The 12,904-nt window shown below is 63.0% G+C and carries 17 protein-coding genes; 7 read left to right on the top strand and 10 right to left on the bottom strand.

Annotated elements, in window-relative coordinates:
• Positions 1-45 precede the first annotated feature (45 nt).
• Positions 46-1,089 (top strand): NAD(P)/FAD-dependent oxidoreductase, encoded by a 1,044-nt coding sequence (locus tag M1D74_RS03565; protein ID WP_458116505.1) that lies wholly within the window; start codon positions 46-48, stop codon positions 1,087-1,089.
• Positions 1,089-1,748: a class I SAM-dependent methyltransferase gene (locus tag M1D74_RS03560; protein ID WP_309072837.1), complete on the top strand. Its 660-nt coding sequence runs from the start codon at positions 1,089-1,091 to the stop codon at positions 1,746-1,748. The genes M1D74_RS03565 and M1D74_RS03560 overlap by 1 nt, the downstream gene beginning before the upstream one ends.
• Before the next feature lie 10 nt (positions 1,749-1,758).
• On the opposite strand, the gene M1D74_RS03555 is transcribed toward M1D74_RS03560, so the two are convergent.
• The 6 genes from M1D74_RS03555 to M1D74_RS03530 form a co-directional block, all read right to left on the bottom strand.
• A complete protein-coding gene (locus M1D74_RS03555) occupies positions 1,759-2,193 on the bottom strand; it encodes an SRPBCC family protein (protein ID WP_309072838.1) in 435 nt (144 codons plus the stop codon).
• 62 nt (positions 2,194-2,255) lie between these two features.
• Positions 2,256-3,479, bottom strand: coding sequence for an NAD(P)/FAD-dependent oxidoreductase (locus M1D74_RS03550; RefSeq protein ID WP_458116504.1), 1,224 nt, complete (start codon positions 3,477-3,479; stop codon positions 2,256-2,258).
• A gap of 67 nt (positions 3,480-3,546) precedes the next feature.
• Complete coding sequence (locus tag M1D74_RS03545; protein ID WP_309072490.1) at positions 3,547-3,867, bottom strand: putative quinol monooxygenase; 321 nt, start codon at positions 3,865-3,867, stop codon at positions 3,547-3,549.
• 74 nt (positions 3,868-3,941) lie between these two features.
• Positions 3,942-4,616, bottom strand: a complete 675-nt coding sequence (locus tag M1D74_RS03540) for a haloacid dehalogenase type II (RefSeq protein ID WP_458116503.1) — start codon at positions 4,614-4,616, stop codon at positions 3,942-3,944.
• A 144-nt stretch (positions 4,617-4,760) separates the two neighbouring features.
• Entirely contained in the window at positions 4,761-5,969 is a 1,209-nt protein-coding gene (locus tag M1D74_RS03535) for a glycerophosphodiester phosphodiesterase family protein (RefSeq protein WP_309072492.1), read from the bottom strand.
• 122 nt (positions 5,970-6,091) lie between these two features.
• Positions 6,092-6,826 carry a glutamine amidotransferase gene (locus M1D74_RS03530; protein WP_458117123.1) on the bottom strand — a complete coding sequence of 245 codons (735 nt, stop codon included), beginning with the start codon at positions 6,824-6,826 and terminating at the stop codon, positions 6,092-6,094.
• Between the two features lie 138 nt (positions 6,827-6,964).
• Here M1D74_RS03530 and M1D74_RS03525 point away from each other — a divergent pair, with 138 nt between their 5' ends.
• From M1D74_RS03525 to M1D74_RS03515, 3 genes are all read left to right on the top strand, one after another.
• Positions 6,965-7,504, top strand: coding sequence for a hypothetical protein (locus M1D74_RS03525; protein ID WP_309072493.1), 540 nt, complete (start codon positions 6,965-6,967; stop codon positions 7,502-7,504).
• 94 nt (positions 7,505-7,598) lie between these two features.
• The gene (locus tag M1D74_RS03520; RefSeq protein WP_458116502.1) at positions 7,599-8,438 is read left to right on the top strand and encodes an SDR family oxidoreductase; all 840 of its coding nucleotides are present in this window, start codon (positions 7,599-7,601) and stop codon (positions 8,436-8,438) included.
• 77 nt (positions 8,439-8,515) lie between these two features.
• Positions 8,516-9,580 carry a spore photoproduct lyase family protein gene (locus M1D74_RS03515; RefSeq protein WP_458116501.1) on the top strand — a complete coding sequence of 355 codons (1,065 nt, stop codon included), beginning with the start codon at positions 8,516-8,518 and terminating at the stop codon, positions 9,578-9,580.
• Between the two features lie 23 nt (positions 9,581-9,603).
• Here the strand turns inward: M1D74_RS03515 and M1D74_RS03510 are convergent, their stop codons facing one another.
• Both M1D74_RS03510 and M1D74_RS03505 read right to left on the bottom strand, forming a co-directional pair.
• The gene (locus M1D74_RS03510) at positions 9,604-10,476 is read right to left on the bottom strand and encodes a serine/threonine-protein kinase (RefSeq protein WP_458116500.1); all 873 of its coding nucleotides are present in this window, start codon (positions 10,474-10,476) and stop codon (positions 9,604-9,606) included.
• Entirely contained in the window at positions 10,473-10,808 is a 336-nt protein-coding gene (locus tag M1D74_RS03505; RefSeq protein WP_458116499.1) for a hypothetical protein, read from the bottom strand. The genes M1D74_RS03510 and M1D74_RS03505 overlap by 4 nt, the downstream gene beginning before the upstream one ends.
• Positions 10,809-10,994: 186 nt before the next feature.
• Here M1D74_RS03505 and M1D74_RS03500 point away from each other — a divergent pair, with 186 nt between their 5' ends.
• Both M1D74_RS03500 and M1D74_RS03495 read left to right on the top strand, forming a co-directional pair.
• Positions 10,995-11,501, top strand: coding sequence for a MarR family winged helix-turn-helix transcriptional regulator (locus M1D74_RS03500; RefSeq protein WP_458116498.1), 507 nt, complete (start codon positions 10,995-10,997; stop codon positions 11,499-11,501).
• 108 nt (positions 11,502-11,609) lie between these two features.
• The gene (locus M1D74_RS03495; protein ID WP_458116497.1) at positions 11,610-12,077 is read left to right on the top strand and encodes a MarR family winged helix-turn-helix transcriptional regulator; all 468 of its coding nucleotides are present in this window, start codon (positions 11,610-11,612) and stop codon (positions 12,075-12,077) included.
• On the opposite strand, the gene M1D74_RS03490 is transcribed toward M1D74_RS03495, so the two are convergent.
• Positions 12,078-12,374: a hypothetical protein gene (locus tag M1D74_RS03490; RefSeq protein ID WP_458116496.1), complete on the bottom strand. Its 297-nt coding sequence runs from the start codon at positions 12,372-12,374 to the stop codon at positions 12,078-12,080.
• A 63-nt stretch (positions 12,375-12,437) separates the two neighbouring features.
• Positions 12,438-12,896, bottom strand: coding sequence for a DUF3817 domain-containing protein (locus M1D74_RS03485; RefSeq protein WP_309072222.1), 459 nt, complete (start codon positions 12,894-12,896; stop codon positions 12,438-12,440).
• Positions 12,897-12,904 lie beyond the last annotated feature (8 nt).

Raw genomic sequence — 12,904 nt, 5'->3', positions numbered from 1 at the left:
GCAAGGTTTCTTGCTACCTATTGCGAACGGTTCCAGACTGAAGACATGACATCTGAACTGAACCCATTCGACGTCGTCGTCATCGGCGGCGGCGCAGCAGGCCTCAGCGCGGCGCTCATGCTGGGGCGCACACGCCGCAGCGTGGCAGTCGTCGACGCAGGCCAGCCACGCAACTCCCCCGCCGCAGGCGTACACGGTTTCCTCACGCGGGAAGGCATGAATCCGCTCGATCTCGTGGCGGCCGGCCGGGCCGATGTGGAGAGCTACGGCGGCATCATCGTCCCCGGAACGGCTGTCGACGTCGTCCCCACCGGCGATGCCTTGCACCGATTCCGCACCACCCTGGATGACGGTACAGTGCTGCTTTCGCGCAGGCTTCTCCTGACCACCGGGTTGACCGACGTGCTGCCGGAGATTCCCGGACTCCGCGAACGATGGGGTCAGGAAGTGCTGCATTGCCCCTTCTGCCACGGCTGGGAGGTCCGCGACCAACACATCGGTATTCTCGGCACCAGCCCCATGTCGGGTCACCAGGCCTTGCTGTTCCGCCAGTGGAGCAGCAACATCACCCTCTTCCTCAATGACACCGTAGAGCCCACCGAGGAAGAGTGGGAGCAGCTGGCTGCCCGCGGCGTGACGGTGGTGGACGGTGCAGTAGCGCGCGTCCTGAACGAGAACGACGGCGGGCGGCTGAGCGGCGTCAAACTCGCCGACGGGCACGTGGTGTCTTTAGAGGCTCTTGCCGTCGGGCCGCGGTTCGTGGCCAACACCGGCATCTTCTCCAGCCTCGGGCTGACCCCGGTTCAGCACCCCATGGGCGTCGGCGAACACCTCGCCGTGGACGAGATGGGTGCAACCGAGGTCGACGGTGTGTGGGCAGCGGGGAATGTGGCAAACCTGATGCTGCAGGTCTTGCCGGCCGCTGCTTCAGGATCGATGAGTGCGGTTGCCATCAACAATCACCTCATGGCCGAGGAACTGCAGCAGGACCTCGCTGACTATCGTGCTTCATCGAACCGGCCCTCTCCCGATTCTCTCTCTTCCGTGCCCGCCCGCGGAGAGAGCAGGATAGGAGCGGAGGTTTCCTGATGCATGCACACCACCATCACCACGAGCACGAACCACGCGCGTTCGACGAAGCGTTCTGGAACGCCCGGTACGGCGAAAAGACCCGCATCTGGAGCGGTCGGCCCAATCCCCAGCTCGTGGCGGAGACCGGGGGCCTGACTCCCGGTACCGCGCTCGACGTCGGCTGCGGGGAGGGTGCGGACGCGCTATGGCTTGCCGAACGCGGTTGGGACGTGACCGGCGTCGACATCTCCACCGTTGCGCTGGCCCGCGCTGCGGAGCACGAGCAGCAGCAGCGCAAACCCGGCACCCGGCCGGTCCGCTGGGAACACCACGACTTCACGCAGTGGCAACCGCCGGCACAGGCGTTCGACCTGGTCACCGCACAATACATGCACCTGCCGACCGTGCAGCGCGAGCCGCTGTTCCGGAACCTGGCAGAAGCCGTCGCACCCGGAGGCACCCTGCTGATTGTGGGGCATGACCCGTCGGACATGCAGAGTGAGGCAGCCCGTCCCAACCTCCCCGACCTTTACTTCACAGGGAAGGACATCGCGGACATGCTCGGCGAGGGTTGGGAGCACGCGGTGATCGAGTCACGCCCGCGGGAAACCAGCGGCCCCGATGGCGCGACACTCGCCGTGGCTGATGCCATTTACCGGGGCCGCCGCCGCAGCTGAGGAGCTTCCGTCAGGAGACGACGAGCGCTTCCAGGTCGTCGAAGAATGCCTGGTAGCCCGCTGCCGTCTGCTCGCGCTGTTCCTCGGAAAACTCGGGGGCTTCCTGCACGAGCGTCATCTGGGTTCGGCCGTCCACATCGGCGAAGGTGACATGGATCGGAGCTCCGGGGTCGGTACCGGGCCGGTCCGTCATCGTCAGGGCGAGCCGCTCGGGCGGAGTCACCTCGGTGTACTCGCCTTCCCAGTTGATTGTGTTGCCGTCGGGAAGCTCCATCACTGCACGCCAGCTGCCACCGGGCCGGACGTCGAGCACCAGGGAGTCAAGCGGCACGTTCACCTGCGAGCTGCCGAACCAGACAGCAAAGTCTGCGGGGTCGGTCCATGCCGCGAAGACGCGTTCCCTCGGTGCAGCGAAGGTGCGGGTGACGGTGATCTGGTGAGACATGCGGGTCCTCTCCTGAGTGCGGTGGTGGAGCCAGGGTTATGCAGCTGGTTGCGCTGGATATCCTACGCGCGGCCCTTCAAAATGGCGTACCAGTACAGCCGCATGAACCCGTACCGTTCCACGAGCCAGGTCAGGCGCTTCTCTTTGGCGAGGCCTTTCCAGCCGGGAACAGATGGCTTGGGCGCCAGGGTGTCATCGAATTCGGCAAGCACCACTGTAGAGCGGGTGACGGTGAAAGGACAGGCGCCGTAACCGTTGTACTTCTGGCTTGGCTCGCTGCCCTTGAGCACAGATTTCAGGTTCTTCGCCAGGACCTTGGTCTGCTGGCGCAGCGCCGCGCCCGACTTCGAGTTCGGCGTCCCGGCGGCGTCACCGAGCGACCATACCTCCGGGTGGGTGATGTGTCGGAGGGTCTTCTTGTCGACGGCGACAAAACCGTCGTCGTCGGCCAGACCGGTGGAGCGAATCCAGTCCGGAGCGGACTGCGGCGGGCAGGCATGCAGAATGTCGTACTCAATCTGCTCCTCCGAGCCTCCGGCCGTGTCACGGAGTGTGGCAACACGGTTCTCTGCGTCCACCGAGACGAGTTCGGTTGTGCAGCGCAGTTCGATGCCATATTCGGCGATCTTGCGGTTCAGTTCCTCATCGACCACCTCGACGCCGTAAACGGTCTTTGTGGGAACGGCGAGGATGACGCGGATGTTGTCGAGAACGCCCTGCGAGCGCCAGTAGTCGCACGCCAGGTACATCGGTTTCTGCGCGGCACCGCCGCAGGTGACGGGACCGTCCGGCATGGTGAAGACAGCGGTGCCGGAGCGCATCCCGCTCAGCAGCCGCCAGGCCTTCACAGCGAGATCGAAGCTGTAGTTGGTCGCACCGTAGGGCGAATCGTAGGCTGCCTGCAGCCCCGGGATCCCCTCCCAGTTCTTCTGAATACCAGGGCAGACCACGAGGTGTTCGTAGGTGAGAGTACGCCCGGAAGCGAGGACGACCGTCTTCCCCGCGGGGTCGATGGACGTCGCAGCATCACGGTGCCAGGTAATTCCCTTCGGCATCACGGACTCCTGCGAGCGGACAGCCAGCTCCGCCTTCCCCGTGCCCCCTGCGATATGGGAGAAAAAGGGCTGGTACTGGTGCTGTTCGGTAGGGTCGACGACGGCGATCCCCTTGACCTTGTAGCGCTTCAGCCGTGCCGCAAGGGAGATGCCGGCGTTTCCGCCCCCGATGATGAGCACCGCGTGATGCGAAGCTGACTCTCCCTGTGTGTCGTCCTTGCTCTGCGCCATGAGGCTCCTTGGTCGAGATGGTGCTGCACTGATTCGACCCTACCGGCATTGCTCCGCGGGCGAGGGATCAGTCGACGGTCATCTCTCCCATGCGGTTCCAGCCATTGGCTGAAATCTTCTCGCTGATGATCTGCGGAGTTTCAACGAGAGCTTGCGGCATGTCCTGTATTGCCTGCTTGAAGTGTTCACTGTTCACGTGGTCACCGGCAGCGTCATCCTCGAATGCCTCCACCAGAACAAACTCGTTCGGGTTGTCGACGCTGCGTGACCAGTCGAACCAGAGGTTGCCCGGCTCCGCGCGGGTGGCCTCGGTGAACTCGCGCGTGAGGTCTATCCAACGGTCGCTCCAGTCAGGCTTCACGTTGAATTTGACGACGATGAAAATCATGCGGGTGCCTTTCGTTCGAGGGTTCCTGAACCATGCTATTCATTCGGCGGCAATCCGGGTCCACCCGGACGCACCTACATCTCGCGCAGCCGCTTCGCGAGCTCGGCAAGAGTCCGCGCCTCGATATCGGGTTTGTCGAAATACCCGGGGTAATCCACACCGGACCGATTGATCCACGCCGTCCGTAACCCAGCACGCTGCGCACCGTGGATGTCCCAGGGATGTACGGCCACCAACAGCAACTCCTGCGGCTGCCGACCGAGTTCAGCAGCTGCATACTCGTAAGCCTCGAGTGCCGGCTTCCACCGGGCGGCATCCGCGACGGTCAGAAGGCGGGCGAAGTAACCGCGGATTCCAGCTTGCTGAAAAAGCCGATCCGCCACCGACGTCGCACCATTGCTCAGGGTGACCAACTCGGCGAACTCTGCGAGAGCTTCTACGCCGGAGACGACGTCGTCGTGAACGGACAGCGACGTAAGTGCGCCCATGATGTTTTCCACTGCGGCCGTTTGGTCCCCGGCGCCCAGTGCATCGCCACACATACGTTGAAGGCTATCCTTGGCGAGGTCAGCGAAACCGGGATTTTCACCTGTGACGGTAAGGGCGAAACCGTCACGCAGAATCCCGCCGAACCAGACACGCGCATAAAGCGCCGGCAACCCTTCTGCCTCGAACGCGTCAGCGAGCGAGCTCAGATCGGATAAGGTCTCGTTCACGTCAAAGACGATGGTCCGAGGTCGGTTGATCATGGTGCAACCTTCTCAGGAGACTCTTCCGCAGGACAGCCCTGCTCACTCATTGAGGAAGCACACAGCGCCTGATCTCCGGGAGTCCCGGGGACCAGGCGCTGTGCACGAGCTATTCCGATAGGCGCGCGCCAGTAGAAGAACGCGTTAGTTCGCGAAAACGTCCTGCAGGCGCGGGCCGATCCAGAGGGCAACCGAGTCTCCGCCGTTGTTCAGGACCGAAGCGGTACCCCCGTTGTAGTAGGCCTCGGGCGAGTTGGTACCCGGCCCCGTGTAGACACGAAGCTCGGCACCCGGTGCCAGTACGTAGCCGTCGCCGACGGAGAGGATGTTGTTCGCCGCATCCCGGATGATGGCGCCGCTCACGTCGACGCTTGCCGTTGAGGTATTGCGCAGCAGCACGTACTCGCCGTTCTCGGGCTGGACGTCGTCTCCGGCGGGGTTGTTGATGGAATCGGCAATCTCGACGCCTGCTCCCGGGAAGACCGCCTGTCCCTTGAGGAAGCGTTCGTTCTGGATAGGAAAGTCGGTGGTGACGGCGTCCACGCCCAGGTCCAGTGAGTACTGCACAGCCTCCGGCGAGTTCACCGTGTACACGCCGAGGATCAGGCCGGCGCCCTTCACGTCCGCGACATTCTGCTCCGTCAGCGTCCGATAGTTGGTGCCAACCGAGTCCGCGAAGGTTGCCCAGGACTCCACAACCGCCCGGGCAGGCACCACGCTGGTGAGCTGCTGCAGCTCGATCTCCGGAGCAATCTCCGCGAAGCGCCGGTTGGATGCCTCGTCGAATCCGATGACCTGGATCTTGTCCGCCGCGACCAGCTGGGCCCACTTCCGATCGGTGCGGAGCTCATCGGCAACGACCTGTTCGATGCCGGGCGAGTTCACCGGGGACTTGATCTCGATATAGACGCCGGTCTTCACGGTCGCCACCTCAGCCGCCGCATCCAGGTGAGGGATGCGCTCGCCCACATACTTCTCACCGAAGTAGGAGCCGGCGTCGAGCTGCTGCAGTTCAGCCCATGTGAACGAGGTGATCGGGTCGTTCTCACGGCCGGGGAACACCTCTTCGACGTTCGTGGTGCGCGCAGGGGTGTTGTCGTGGAAGAGGAACGGAACGCCGTCGGCGCTGAGCTGCACGTCAATTTCGAAGAAGTCGGCACCGGAGGCACGCCCGTCCTTGAACGCTGCGACGGTGTTCTCCGGCGCTGTGCCGGCGGCTCCGCGGTGCCCGATGAGGATTGGAGCGTCGCTGTCCTGCTGGGCGGGCACAGCGTGCGCGACGGCGGTGGGTGCGGTGACGAGCGCCAGTCCCGCAACTGCGGTGGCGATGGTTCTGGTCAGGCGAGAAGCCATAAGGTTCGGGTCCCTTTCGGATGAGTGAGTAAATCCCCCACCCGATGCTTCATGGCGCTGGAAACCGTCCGGTCAACGCCGGGTGAACTCCGAGTGAAAGCGACACCTGCCGCCTCAAAGGGTTAGTGGCGGGCGTAACGCCGGACGAAATTGTTGAGGATCAGCGGCGGCAAACTCACCTGCGACGACCTCGCACGTACGATAACGGTGTCGGCCTGATCCGGCGGGAAATACCCGGCATGGCGGTAGATGCGGATACGCTGCACGAGGCCTTCCACGTCCAGTTCGGGGTGAAACTGCGTGGCGTACAGATTCTGCCTAACCCGGAACATCTGCACGGGGCACGACGCCGACGACGCCAGCAGGACCGCATGCCCAGGCAGCGTCGTACACGCCTCCTTGTGTCCAACGAACGCATCGAAGCGCGGCGGGAGGCCGGCCAGCAACGGGTCCGCTGCGCCGTCGTCAGTGACTGTGATCTCCACCGGCCCAATAGGTTCTGCGAAGGTGCGGTCGATCACCGCGCCCTGATGGCGGCCAAGGGTCCCGACGCCGTAACAGGCACCGAAGAAGGGGAAATCCGCGTCAACCACGCGGTCGAGCAGCTCACGGAGCTCCCTCTCAACGCGATGTTGGACGGGCGACTTCGTGTCCTCCGGGTCGGAGGAATTGAACGGGCTTCCGCCCACGAGAATCCCGGAGTAGTCCTCCAGCCGCAGCTCGGGCAACGGCTCCTGTTCCACCCTGAGCCGATGGAGGTCCGACGGCGCCAGGCCGGTGAAACGGAGGAAGCTGCGGTATTCGCCCTCAGCCGCCTCGTCCTCGGCGCGGGTGCCTAAAAGCAGGAACGGTAGCACCCACCGATCGTACTGCCCAACAGATTTTTCCACCGACCACTCGCAAAATGCTAAGCATGCTGATAGAAATTAAGAGGAGCCGTTACAGAATTGCTTTTTTCGATGATCACGGCAACACCCAAGTCTAAGGAGAGCATCATGGCAGGAAACACGCTTGTACGATCCCTTCACGATCTCAGTGCTGCGGCTTGGTTCGGCGGATCGCTCATGGGCGCCGTCGGCCTGAACGGGGCAGCAGCCGAAGCGAAGGACCCCACGGAACGCACCCGGCTTTCCACCGTTGGCTGGGCACGCTGGACTCCGGTGCAGATCGCAGCGTTCGGCGCCCACGCGGTCGGCGGCATTGGACTCATCGCTGCCAACAAGGGCCGCCTGGCCGGGCAGCCCGGTGCAGTAGCGAACACCGTGATCAAGTCTGCCATCACGGTTATCGGCATGACCGCTTCCCTGTACTCCGGCATGCTCGGCAAGAAGGTCGGCGAGTTGAGCCAGCACGGTGCCGTTGGTGCAACTGAGCCCAAGCCGGGTGCACCGGAGGAACTGGCGAAGGCGCAGAAGCAGCTGAAGACCCTCCAGTGGATTCTGCCGGCCCTCAGCGGCGCAGTGATTGTGCTTGGCGCTCAGCAGGGCGAGCAGCAGCGTCCCAAGAACGTGCTCAGCGGACTCTTCAACCGCTAAGCAGCCAGGAGTTGGGCCCGTCGTTTCCCCCAGAACGACGGGCCTCTTCGGTTAACACAGGACAGGAAAAGCAACGGTAGGAGTAGAGGAAATCATGGGCCAGCCAGCACAGCAGCAAGACGTACCCGGTGTTCAGTCGGAGATGGACCCGACGCCAGACTGCGGTGAGGAAAGCTACAAGGGCAGCGGCAAACTGACGGGCAAGGCAGCAGTCATCACTGGCGGTGACAGCGGCATTGGCCGCGCCGTCGCCATCGCCTTCGCTCGGGAGGGCGCCGATGTCCTTATTTCCTACCTCAGCGAAGACGACGACGCCGAAGAAACCGCCCGATACATCGAAGACGCAGGCCGCAGGGCCGTCACTGTCCGCGGAGACCTGTCAGATCCGCAGCATTGCCGGGACATCATCGCTCTGGCTGTCCAGGAGTTCGGCAAGGTTGACGTCCTCGTCAGCAATGCCGCATACCAGATGAGCCATGAGAGCCTCGACGAGATCAGCGACGAAGAGTGGGAGTACACCTTCAAGGTGAACGTGTCGGCCCTGTTCCACCTGGTCAAAGCAGCACTGCCGCACATGGCGCCGGGGTCCTCGATCATCGGCAGCTCGTCGGTCAATTCGGACATGCCGAGCCCGCAGCTGGCCCCCTATGCCGCAACGAAGGCAGCAATCGCTAACTTCTCCGCGAGTCTTGCCCAGATGCTCGGCGACAAGGGAATCCGGGTCAACAGTGTGGCGCCCGGACCCATCTGGACTCCGCTCATCCCAGCGACCATGCCGCCGGAGAAAGTGGAGCAATTCGGTGACGACACTCCCCTGGGCCGCGCCGGTCAGCCGGCGGAGCTAGCCCCCGCCTACGTCCTGCTGGCGTCCGACGACGGCAGCTACATGTCAGGCGCGCGGATCGCCGTCACCGGCGGCCGGCCCATCCTGTAGAACCGGTTCCGCCTCAAGCGAAGATGCCGTGGGCATAACTGCCCACGGCATCTTCCGCGTTTTGGAAGAATTGGTACATGGAATTCAACCGGCTGCTGCAGATCAACCGCATCTATGCCCAGCCTGCAGCCCTGGAGCTGCCCCGCGGCAAGCAGATCGTGGAGCGGTGGCCGGACGCCGACGTCGTGCTGGTTGATAACCACTGGAACATCCCGGAAGTCCACGGCGACGAAACCAACGTACCCCGCTGGTCGCGGATCAAGACCGAGGCACTGGTTCTCGGGGTGAAGAAGGCCCTGACCGTCAAGCCGAACGGCAGGTCCGCCGACTTCATCGCACCCTCAACCGCCAACGGTTGCGCCATGGCGTGCGCCTACTGTTATGTGCCCAGGCACAAGGGATACAGCAATCCTGTGACGGTGTTCGCCAACATCGATCAGATCGCCGGGACGCTCGAGCGGCACGCCACCCGGCAGGGAATGAAGCTGGAACCGAACCAGTGTGACCCGGAGCTCTGGGTGTACGACATCGGCGAGAACAGCGACTGCTCCGTCGACGCCTTGATCAGCGACAACGTCGAGGACCTGGTGACGCTCTTCCGGGACCTCCCCACGGCCAAGCTGTCCTTTGCGACCAAGTACGTGAATCCCGCAATGCTTGGGTGGGATCACGGCGGGCACACCCGGGTGCGGTTCTCCCTTATGCCTGCGGACCTTGCGAAGTCGATCGACGTCCGTACGTCTCCGGTGGCCGAGCGTATGGCAGCGATCAACGATTTTGTCGCTGCCGGGTACGAGGTGCACGTGAACTTCTCCCCCGTCATCGTCACTGACACCTGGCTCGAAGACTGGGAGCAACTGCTGCACCAGCTCGACGCAACGCTGACCCCGGCGGCGAAGGCCCAGCTCGCCGCCGAGGTCATCTTCCTGACCCACAACGAACGGCTGCACGAGGTCAACCTGGGGTGGCACCCGCAGGCCGAGAAAGTGCTGTGGCGGCCGGATCTCCAGGAAGCGAAGGTGTCGTCAAACGGTTTCACCAACGTCCGGTACCGTTCCGGCACAAAAGGCCGTTACGTACGGGAGCTGACCGCGCTGATCGAACGGATCACGCCGTACTGCCGCATCCGCTACGCGTTCTGACCGGCGGGCGGGCGAACCGAAGGCTAGACCGCCAGGGCCAGTGCGTTTCCGTTGCGCCTTACGGGTACATACTGACCGGGAGCGGTCAACATCTCCAGTGCTTCAGCCGGTGTGGGACGGAGCGCCGGGTCCATCGCCGTCAGGGCCCTGATCAGGTCCTTCCAGGAAGCCGGAACGTGATCGGGAATGACGGGATTGCGCAGGGTCCTGGCCACCAGGGACTCAATCGTCGGGAGGCTGAATGCCCGCGAGCCACTAAGGCATTCGAGCAGGACAAGGCCGAGGGAATACATATCGCTCGCACTGCCGACACCGCTGCCGCGCGCCTGCTCCGGGCTCATGTAGAGGACGGTGCCCTGCGAGGAAGCATCGTCGTCGCACTGTCTGCCGCGCGCCGCTGTCCCGAAGTCCACAAGCTTCGGCTGAGGAGACGGCGATCCGCCGGCGGTGAGCGCAATCATGATGTTTGACGGCTTGATGTCCCGGTGCACGATTCCGGCGGAATGCAGCGTTTGCAGCGCACGAAACATTCCGTACGCCCAGGCAGTCACGTCGACGTTGTGGGGAGTTGTGCGGCAGAGAATGTCACGGAGGTTCAGCCCGGGAATCAGCTCCTGCACAAGGTAGGCAACCTGGTCGGGCTTTCCCTGGTGTGCCACACCGGAACCCAGCACCCGCGCGATATACGGGGAATCCACGGATCCCTGGAAGTCGGCTTCTGAGGTGAAGGAGTGCCCGGGATTCCGTGCAAGTTTGACCGCTACGTTGGAGAAGGTCTCGAGATCAGTTGCCGACCACAACGTGCCGGTTGCGCCCGAACCGATCCGCTGCCTGAGTTGCCAGCGTCCGGCCAGTACTTGTTTATCGAAGGGAGAAGAGCTCTTGAGCGTGCTCACTTCCAGCTGCGCTCAGATCTAGCCGCCCATAGCAGCGTGGCGACGTCTTCTTTCGTCATCCCTGCCGACTCAGCGATCACCTCGACGGAGCAACCGTCCGACGCCGCACTTTCCACAGCATCCGCGAGCACGGACCGGGCGCGGTCCAACTCCCACTCGAGGCTTTCAACGGCTCCGGCAGCAGCTACCAGTCGCTCTGTATCCGTCGCTCCGTCGTCGAGCAGCGGACCATTCACTCCTCCGAAACTCCAGAGGTCATCGACCAGCGCCGACGGCGCGGCCGGCGGAACCGAGGATAGGGTCACGAGCGATTTGCGGGCGACTGTAGACATCGGCTGCTCCATATCGGTAGGCAAGATAGTAGCTAGTTCAACTAGTTATATATGACCTTAGCTTGAGCTGTCCACGATGAGAAACCGGAAATATTCGCCTCATCTTGAGATGCTGCCGAAAAGCTCAGACGGCCTTGAGTTTGTCTAGGTGGCCTAGCATGTAGGCGAGCGATAAACTAAGAGACTATGGAAACCGCAACAAGTCCGGACGGCGCAGGCTATTGGTACGTCGATCAGGAAAAACCCGGAAGCGTGGACGTGCTGAACGCACTGCGCGCATACCGGGCTGCGGAAGCCGAGATGCGCCGTCGGACACGTGACTCCATGAAAATGAACGAGACCGATCTTCTGGCCATCCGGTACGCAATGCGGGCACATAAAGCCGGGCACTGCATCAGCCCGAAGGATCTGTCACGCATGCTCAACATTTCGACGGCGTCCACCACCGGCTTGATTGACCGCCTCGTTGCGAGCGGACATCTCCTCCGTCGGCCGCACCCCACAGACCGCCGGTCCGTCGAAATTGTGCCGACCGACAGTGCGGACAGCGAGGTTCGTCAAACCCTGGGAGACATGCACAAGCGGATGCTTGAAGTCGCCGAATCACTCAACCCCGAGGAGGCATTGCATGTCACGCGGTTCCTCCAGCGCATGACTTGGGCTGTCGAACAAGACGACAGCCCGCATCATTAGGTCCCGCCGCCACTCCAGACCAACTCACACCGAGTGTGGAAGCCCGGTTTTCCGTTTTACCCGCTCACACAAGGATTCGTTGCTCAGCAACCGAAAGAGACAAACACCATGGATATCGCGCAGTGGCCTACGAACCGGCTCCTCAACACGGCCGCCCGACTCAGCGCCAATCGCGAAAATGAACAGTTGCGCAGACTCGGGACAACGCACGCTGGGCTACTGACACTTCGCGTGCTCGGCAGAACCAGATCCATCACCCAGGTGGAGCTGGCGCGTGAACTCCGAGTACAGGCGCAGACCATCGGCAAGCTCCTTGAGCGGCTGGAAACCCGAGGACTGATCCTCCGGACCAGAAGCGACGACGACCGCCGGGTCTTCTACGTAAACCTCACCGCTGAAGGCGAGGCCATACTGCAGCGGGCTGAGGACATGGAGGAGGAACAGGCACAGGCGACGGGACGATCGGACTCCATTCTCCGTGAGGAACTCATCGCGCACATCAGGGAACTGGGCGGATTTCCGCACTCCTCCGAGGAGCGTCCGAACCTGCGAATGATCTCAAGCGACCAGTTGTAGTCAGCCCGCGAGCAAGCCCTGGCAGCCACCCGCGGTGGCGTCGAAGGTGCGAGCCTCAAACAACCTCGCGTCCAGCTCCTCCAGGTCCCGGACAGCAGCAGAGATAAGACGCTGCGCGTGATTTGGATCCCTGATCGTCTCGCAGGCCTGCTGTACGTCAAGCAGGGTACGAGCCAGCTCAACACGAACCCGCTCAAGCTCGCGGATCCGGCGGGAGGACCCCCTCAGCTCGTCGGCGATGCCGAATGAACCGTCGTACCGGACTGCAGGCTGGGGACTGATTGAAGATTGAAGCACACAAGAATGGTAAGCACGCTTGCTATCTGCGGGCAAACCGCCATTCCGTTGACTTCGATCCTGTCAGCCAACCTGCACGGGCGGGCCAACGATGAGCAGCGCCGTGAAGACCACACTGACGCCAACAACGGCAACCAGAACCGCAGCCAGCGGATTCCGCAGCACCCACGCCTGTACGTTCTCCACGGGGCCGGTCGGCTGCTCCTTTCCGGCCGCAAGGCGCCAACCGCCGTCGAGCTTTCCGCGGCGTTCCAGCTGCCAGTCAAAAAGTACTGTCGCGAACGGGACCACGCCGGCAACCAGCCCCAGGATTCCCGTGCCCGCGCTCCACCGCTGGTTGACCCACACGAACGCGGTGCTCACCAGGTACGCCAGGAAGACGAAACCGTGCAGCGCTCCGCCGATGGAAACCAACACATCGGTTGTCTCTGACACGTACTTCAGGAACATGCCTGCGAGGAGAAGGGCCCAGGTGATCGCCTCCGCGACAGCAACACTGCGGAAGAGGGAACGAGGGCTCATGGGTATCT

This window comes from Arthrobacter sp. D2-10 (genome assembly GCF_054161285.1).
Note: the sequence above shows the minus strand (reverse complement) of the source record. Positions and strands in the feature narration are given on the sequence as shown.

What these genes read in the sequence shown, in the direction of transcription:
- M1D74_RS03565 (WP_458116505.1), top strand. Translation starts at nt 46, where the DNA reads ATGACATCTGAACTGAACCCATTCGACGTCGTCGTCATCGGCGGCGGC.
- M1D74_RS03560 (WP_309072837.1), top strand. Translation starts at nt 1,089, where the DNA reads ATGCATGCACACCACCATCACCACGAGCACGAACCACGCGCGTTCGAC.
- M1D74_RS03555 (WP_309072838.1), bottom strand. Translation starts at nt 2,193, where the DNA reads ATGTCTCACCAGATCACCGTCACCCGCACCTTCGCTGCACCGAGGGAA.
- M1D74_RS03550 (WP_458116504.1), bottom strand. Translation starts at nt 3,479, where the DNA reads ATGGCGCAGAGCAAGGACGACACACAGGGAGAGTCAGCTTCGCATCAC.
- M1D74_RS03545 (WP_309072490.1), bottom strand. Translation starts at nt 3,867, where the DNA reads ATGATTTTCATCGTCGTCAAATTCAACGTGAAGCCTGACTGGAGCGAC.
- M1D74_RS03540 (WP_458116503.1), bottom strand. Translation starts at nt 4,616, where the DNA reads ATGATCAACCGACCTCGGACCATCGTCTTTGACGTGAACGAGACCTTA.
- M1D74_RS03535 (WP_309072492.1), bottom strand. Translation starts at nt 5,969, where the DNA reads ATGGCTTCTCGCCTGACCAGAACCATCGCCACCGCAGTTGCGGGACTG.
- M1D74_RS03525 (WP_309072493.1), top strand. Translation starts at nt 6,965, where the DNA reads ATGGCAGGAAACACGCTTGTACGATCCCTTCACGATCTCAGTGCTGCG.
- M1D74_RS03520 (WP_458116502.1), top strand. Translation starts at nt 7,599, where the DNA reads ATGGGCCAGCCAGCACAGCAGCAAGACGTACCCGGTGTTCAGTCGGAG.
- M1D74_RS03515 (WP_458116501.1), top strand. Translation starts at nt 8,516, where the DNA reads ATGGAATTCAACCGGCTGCTGCAGATCAACCGCATCTATGCCCAGCCT.
- M1D74_RS03505 (WP_458116499.1), bottom strand. Translation starts at nt 10,808, where the DNA reads ATGTCTACAGTCGCCCGCAAATCGCTCGTGACCCTATCCTCGGTTCCG.
- M1D74_RS03500 (WP_458116498.1), top strand. Translation starts at nt 10,995, where the DNA reads ATGGAAACCGCAACAAGTCCGGACGGCGCAGGCTATTGGTACGTCGAT.
- M1D74_RS03495 (WP_458116497.1), top strand. Translation starts at nt 11,610, where the DNA reads ATGGATATCGCGCAGTGGCCTACGAACCGGCTCCTCAACACGGCCGCC.
- M1D74_RS03485 (WP_309072222.1), bottom strand. Translation starts at nt 12,896, where the DNA reads ATGAGCCCTCGTTCCCTCTTCCGCAGTGTTGCTGTCGCGGAGGCGATC.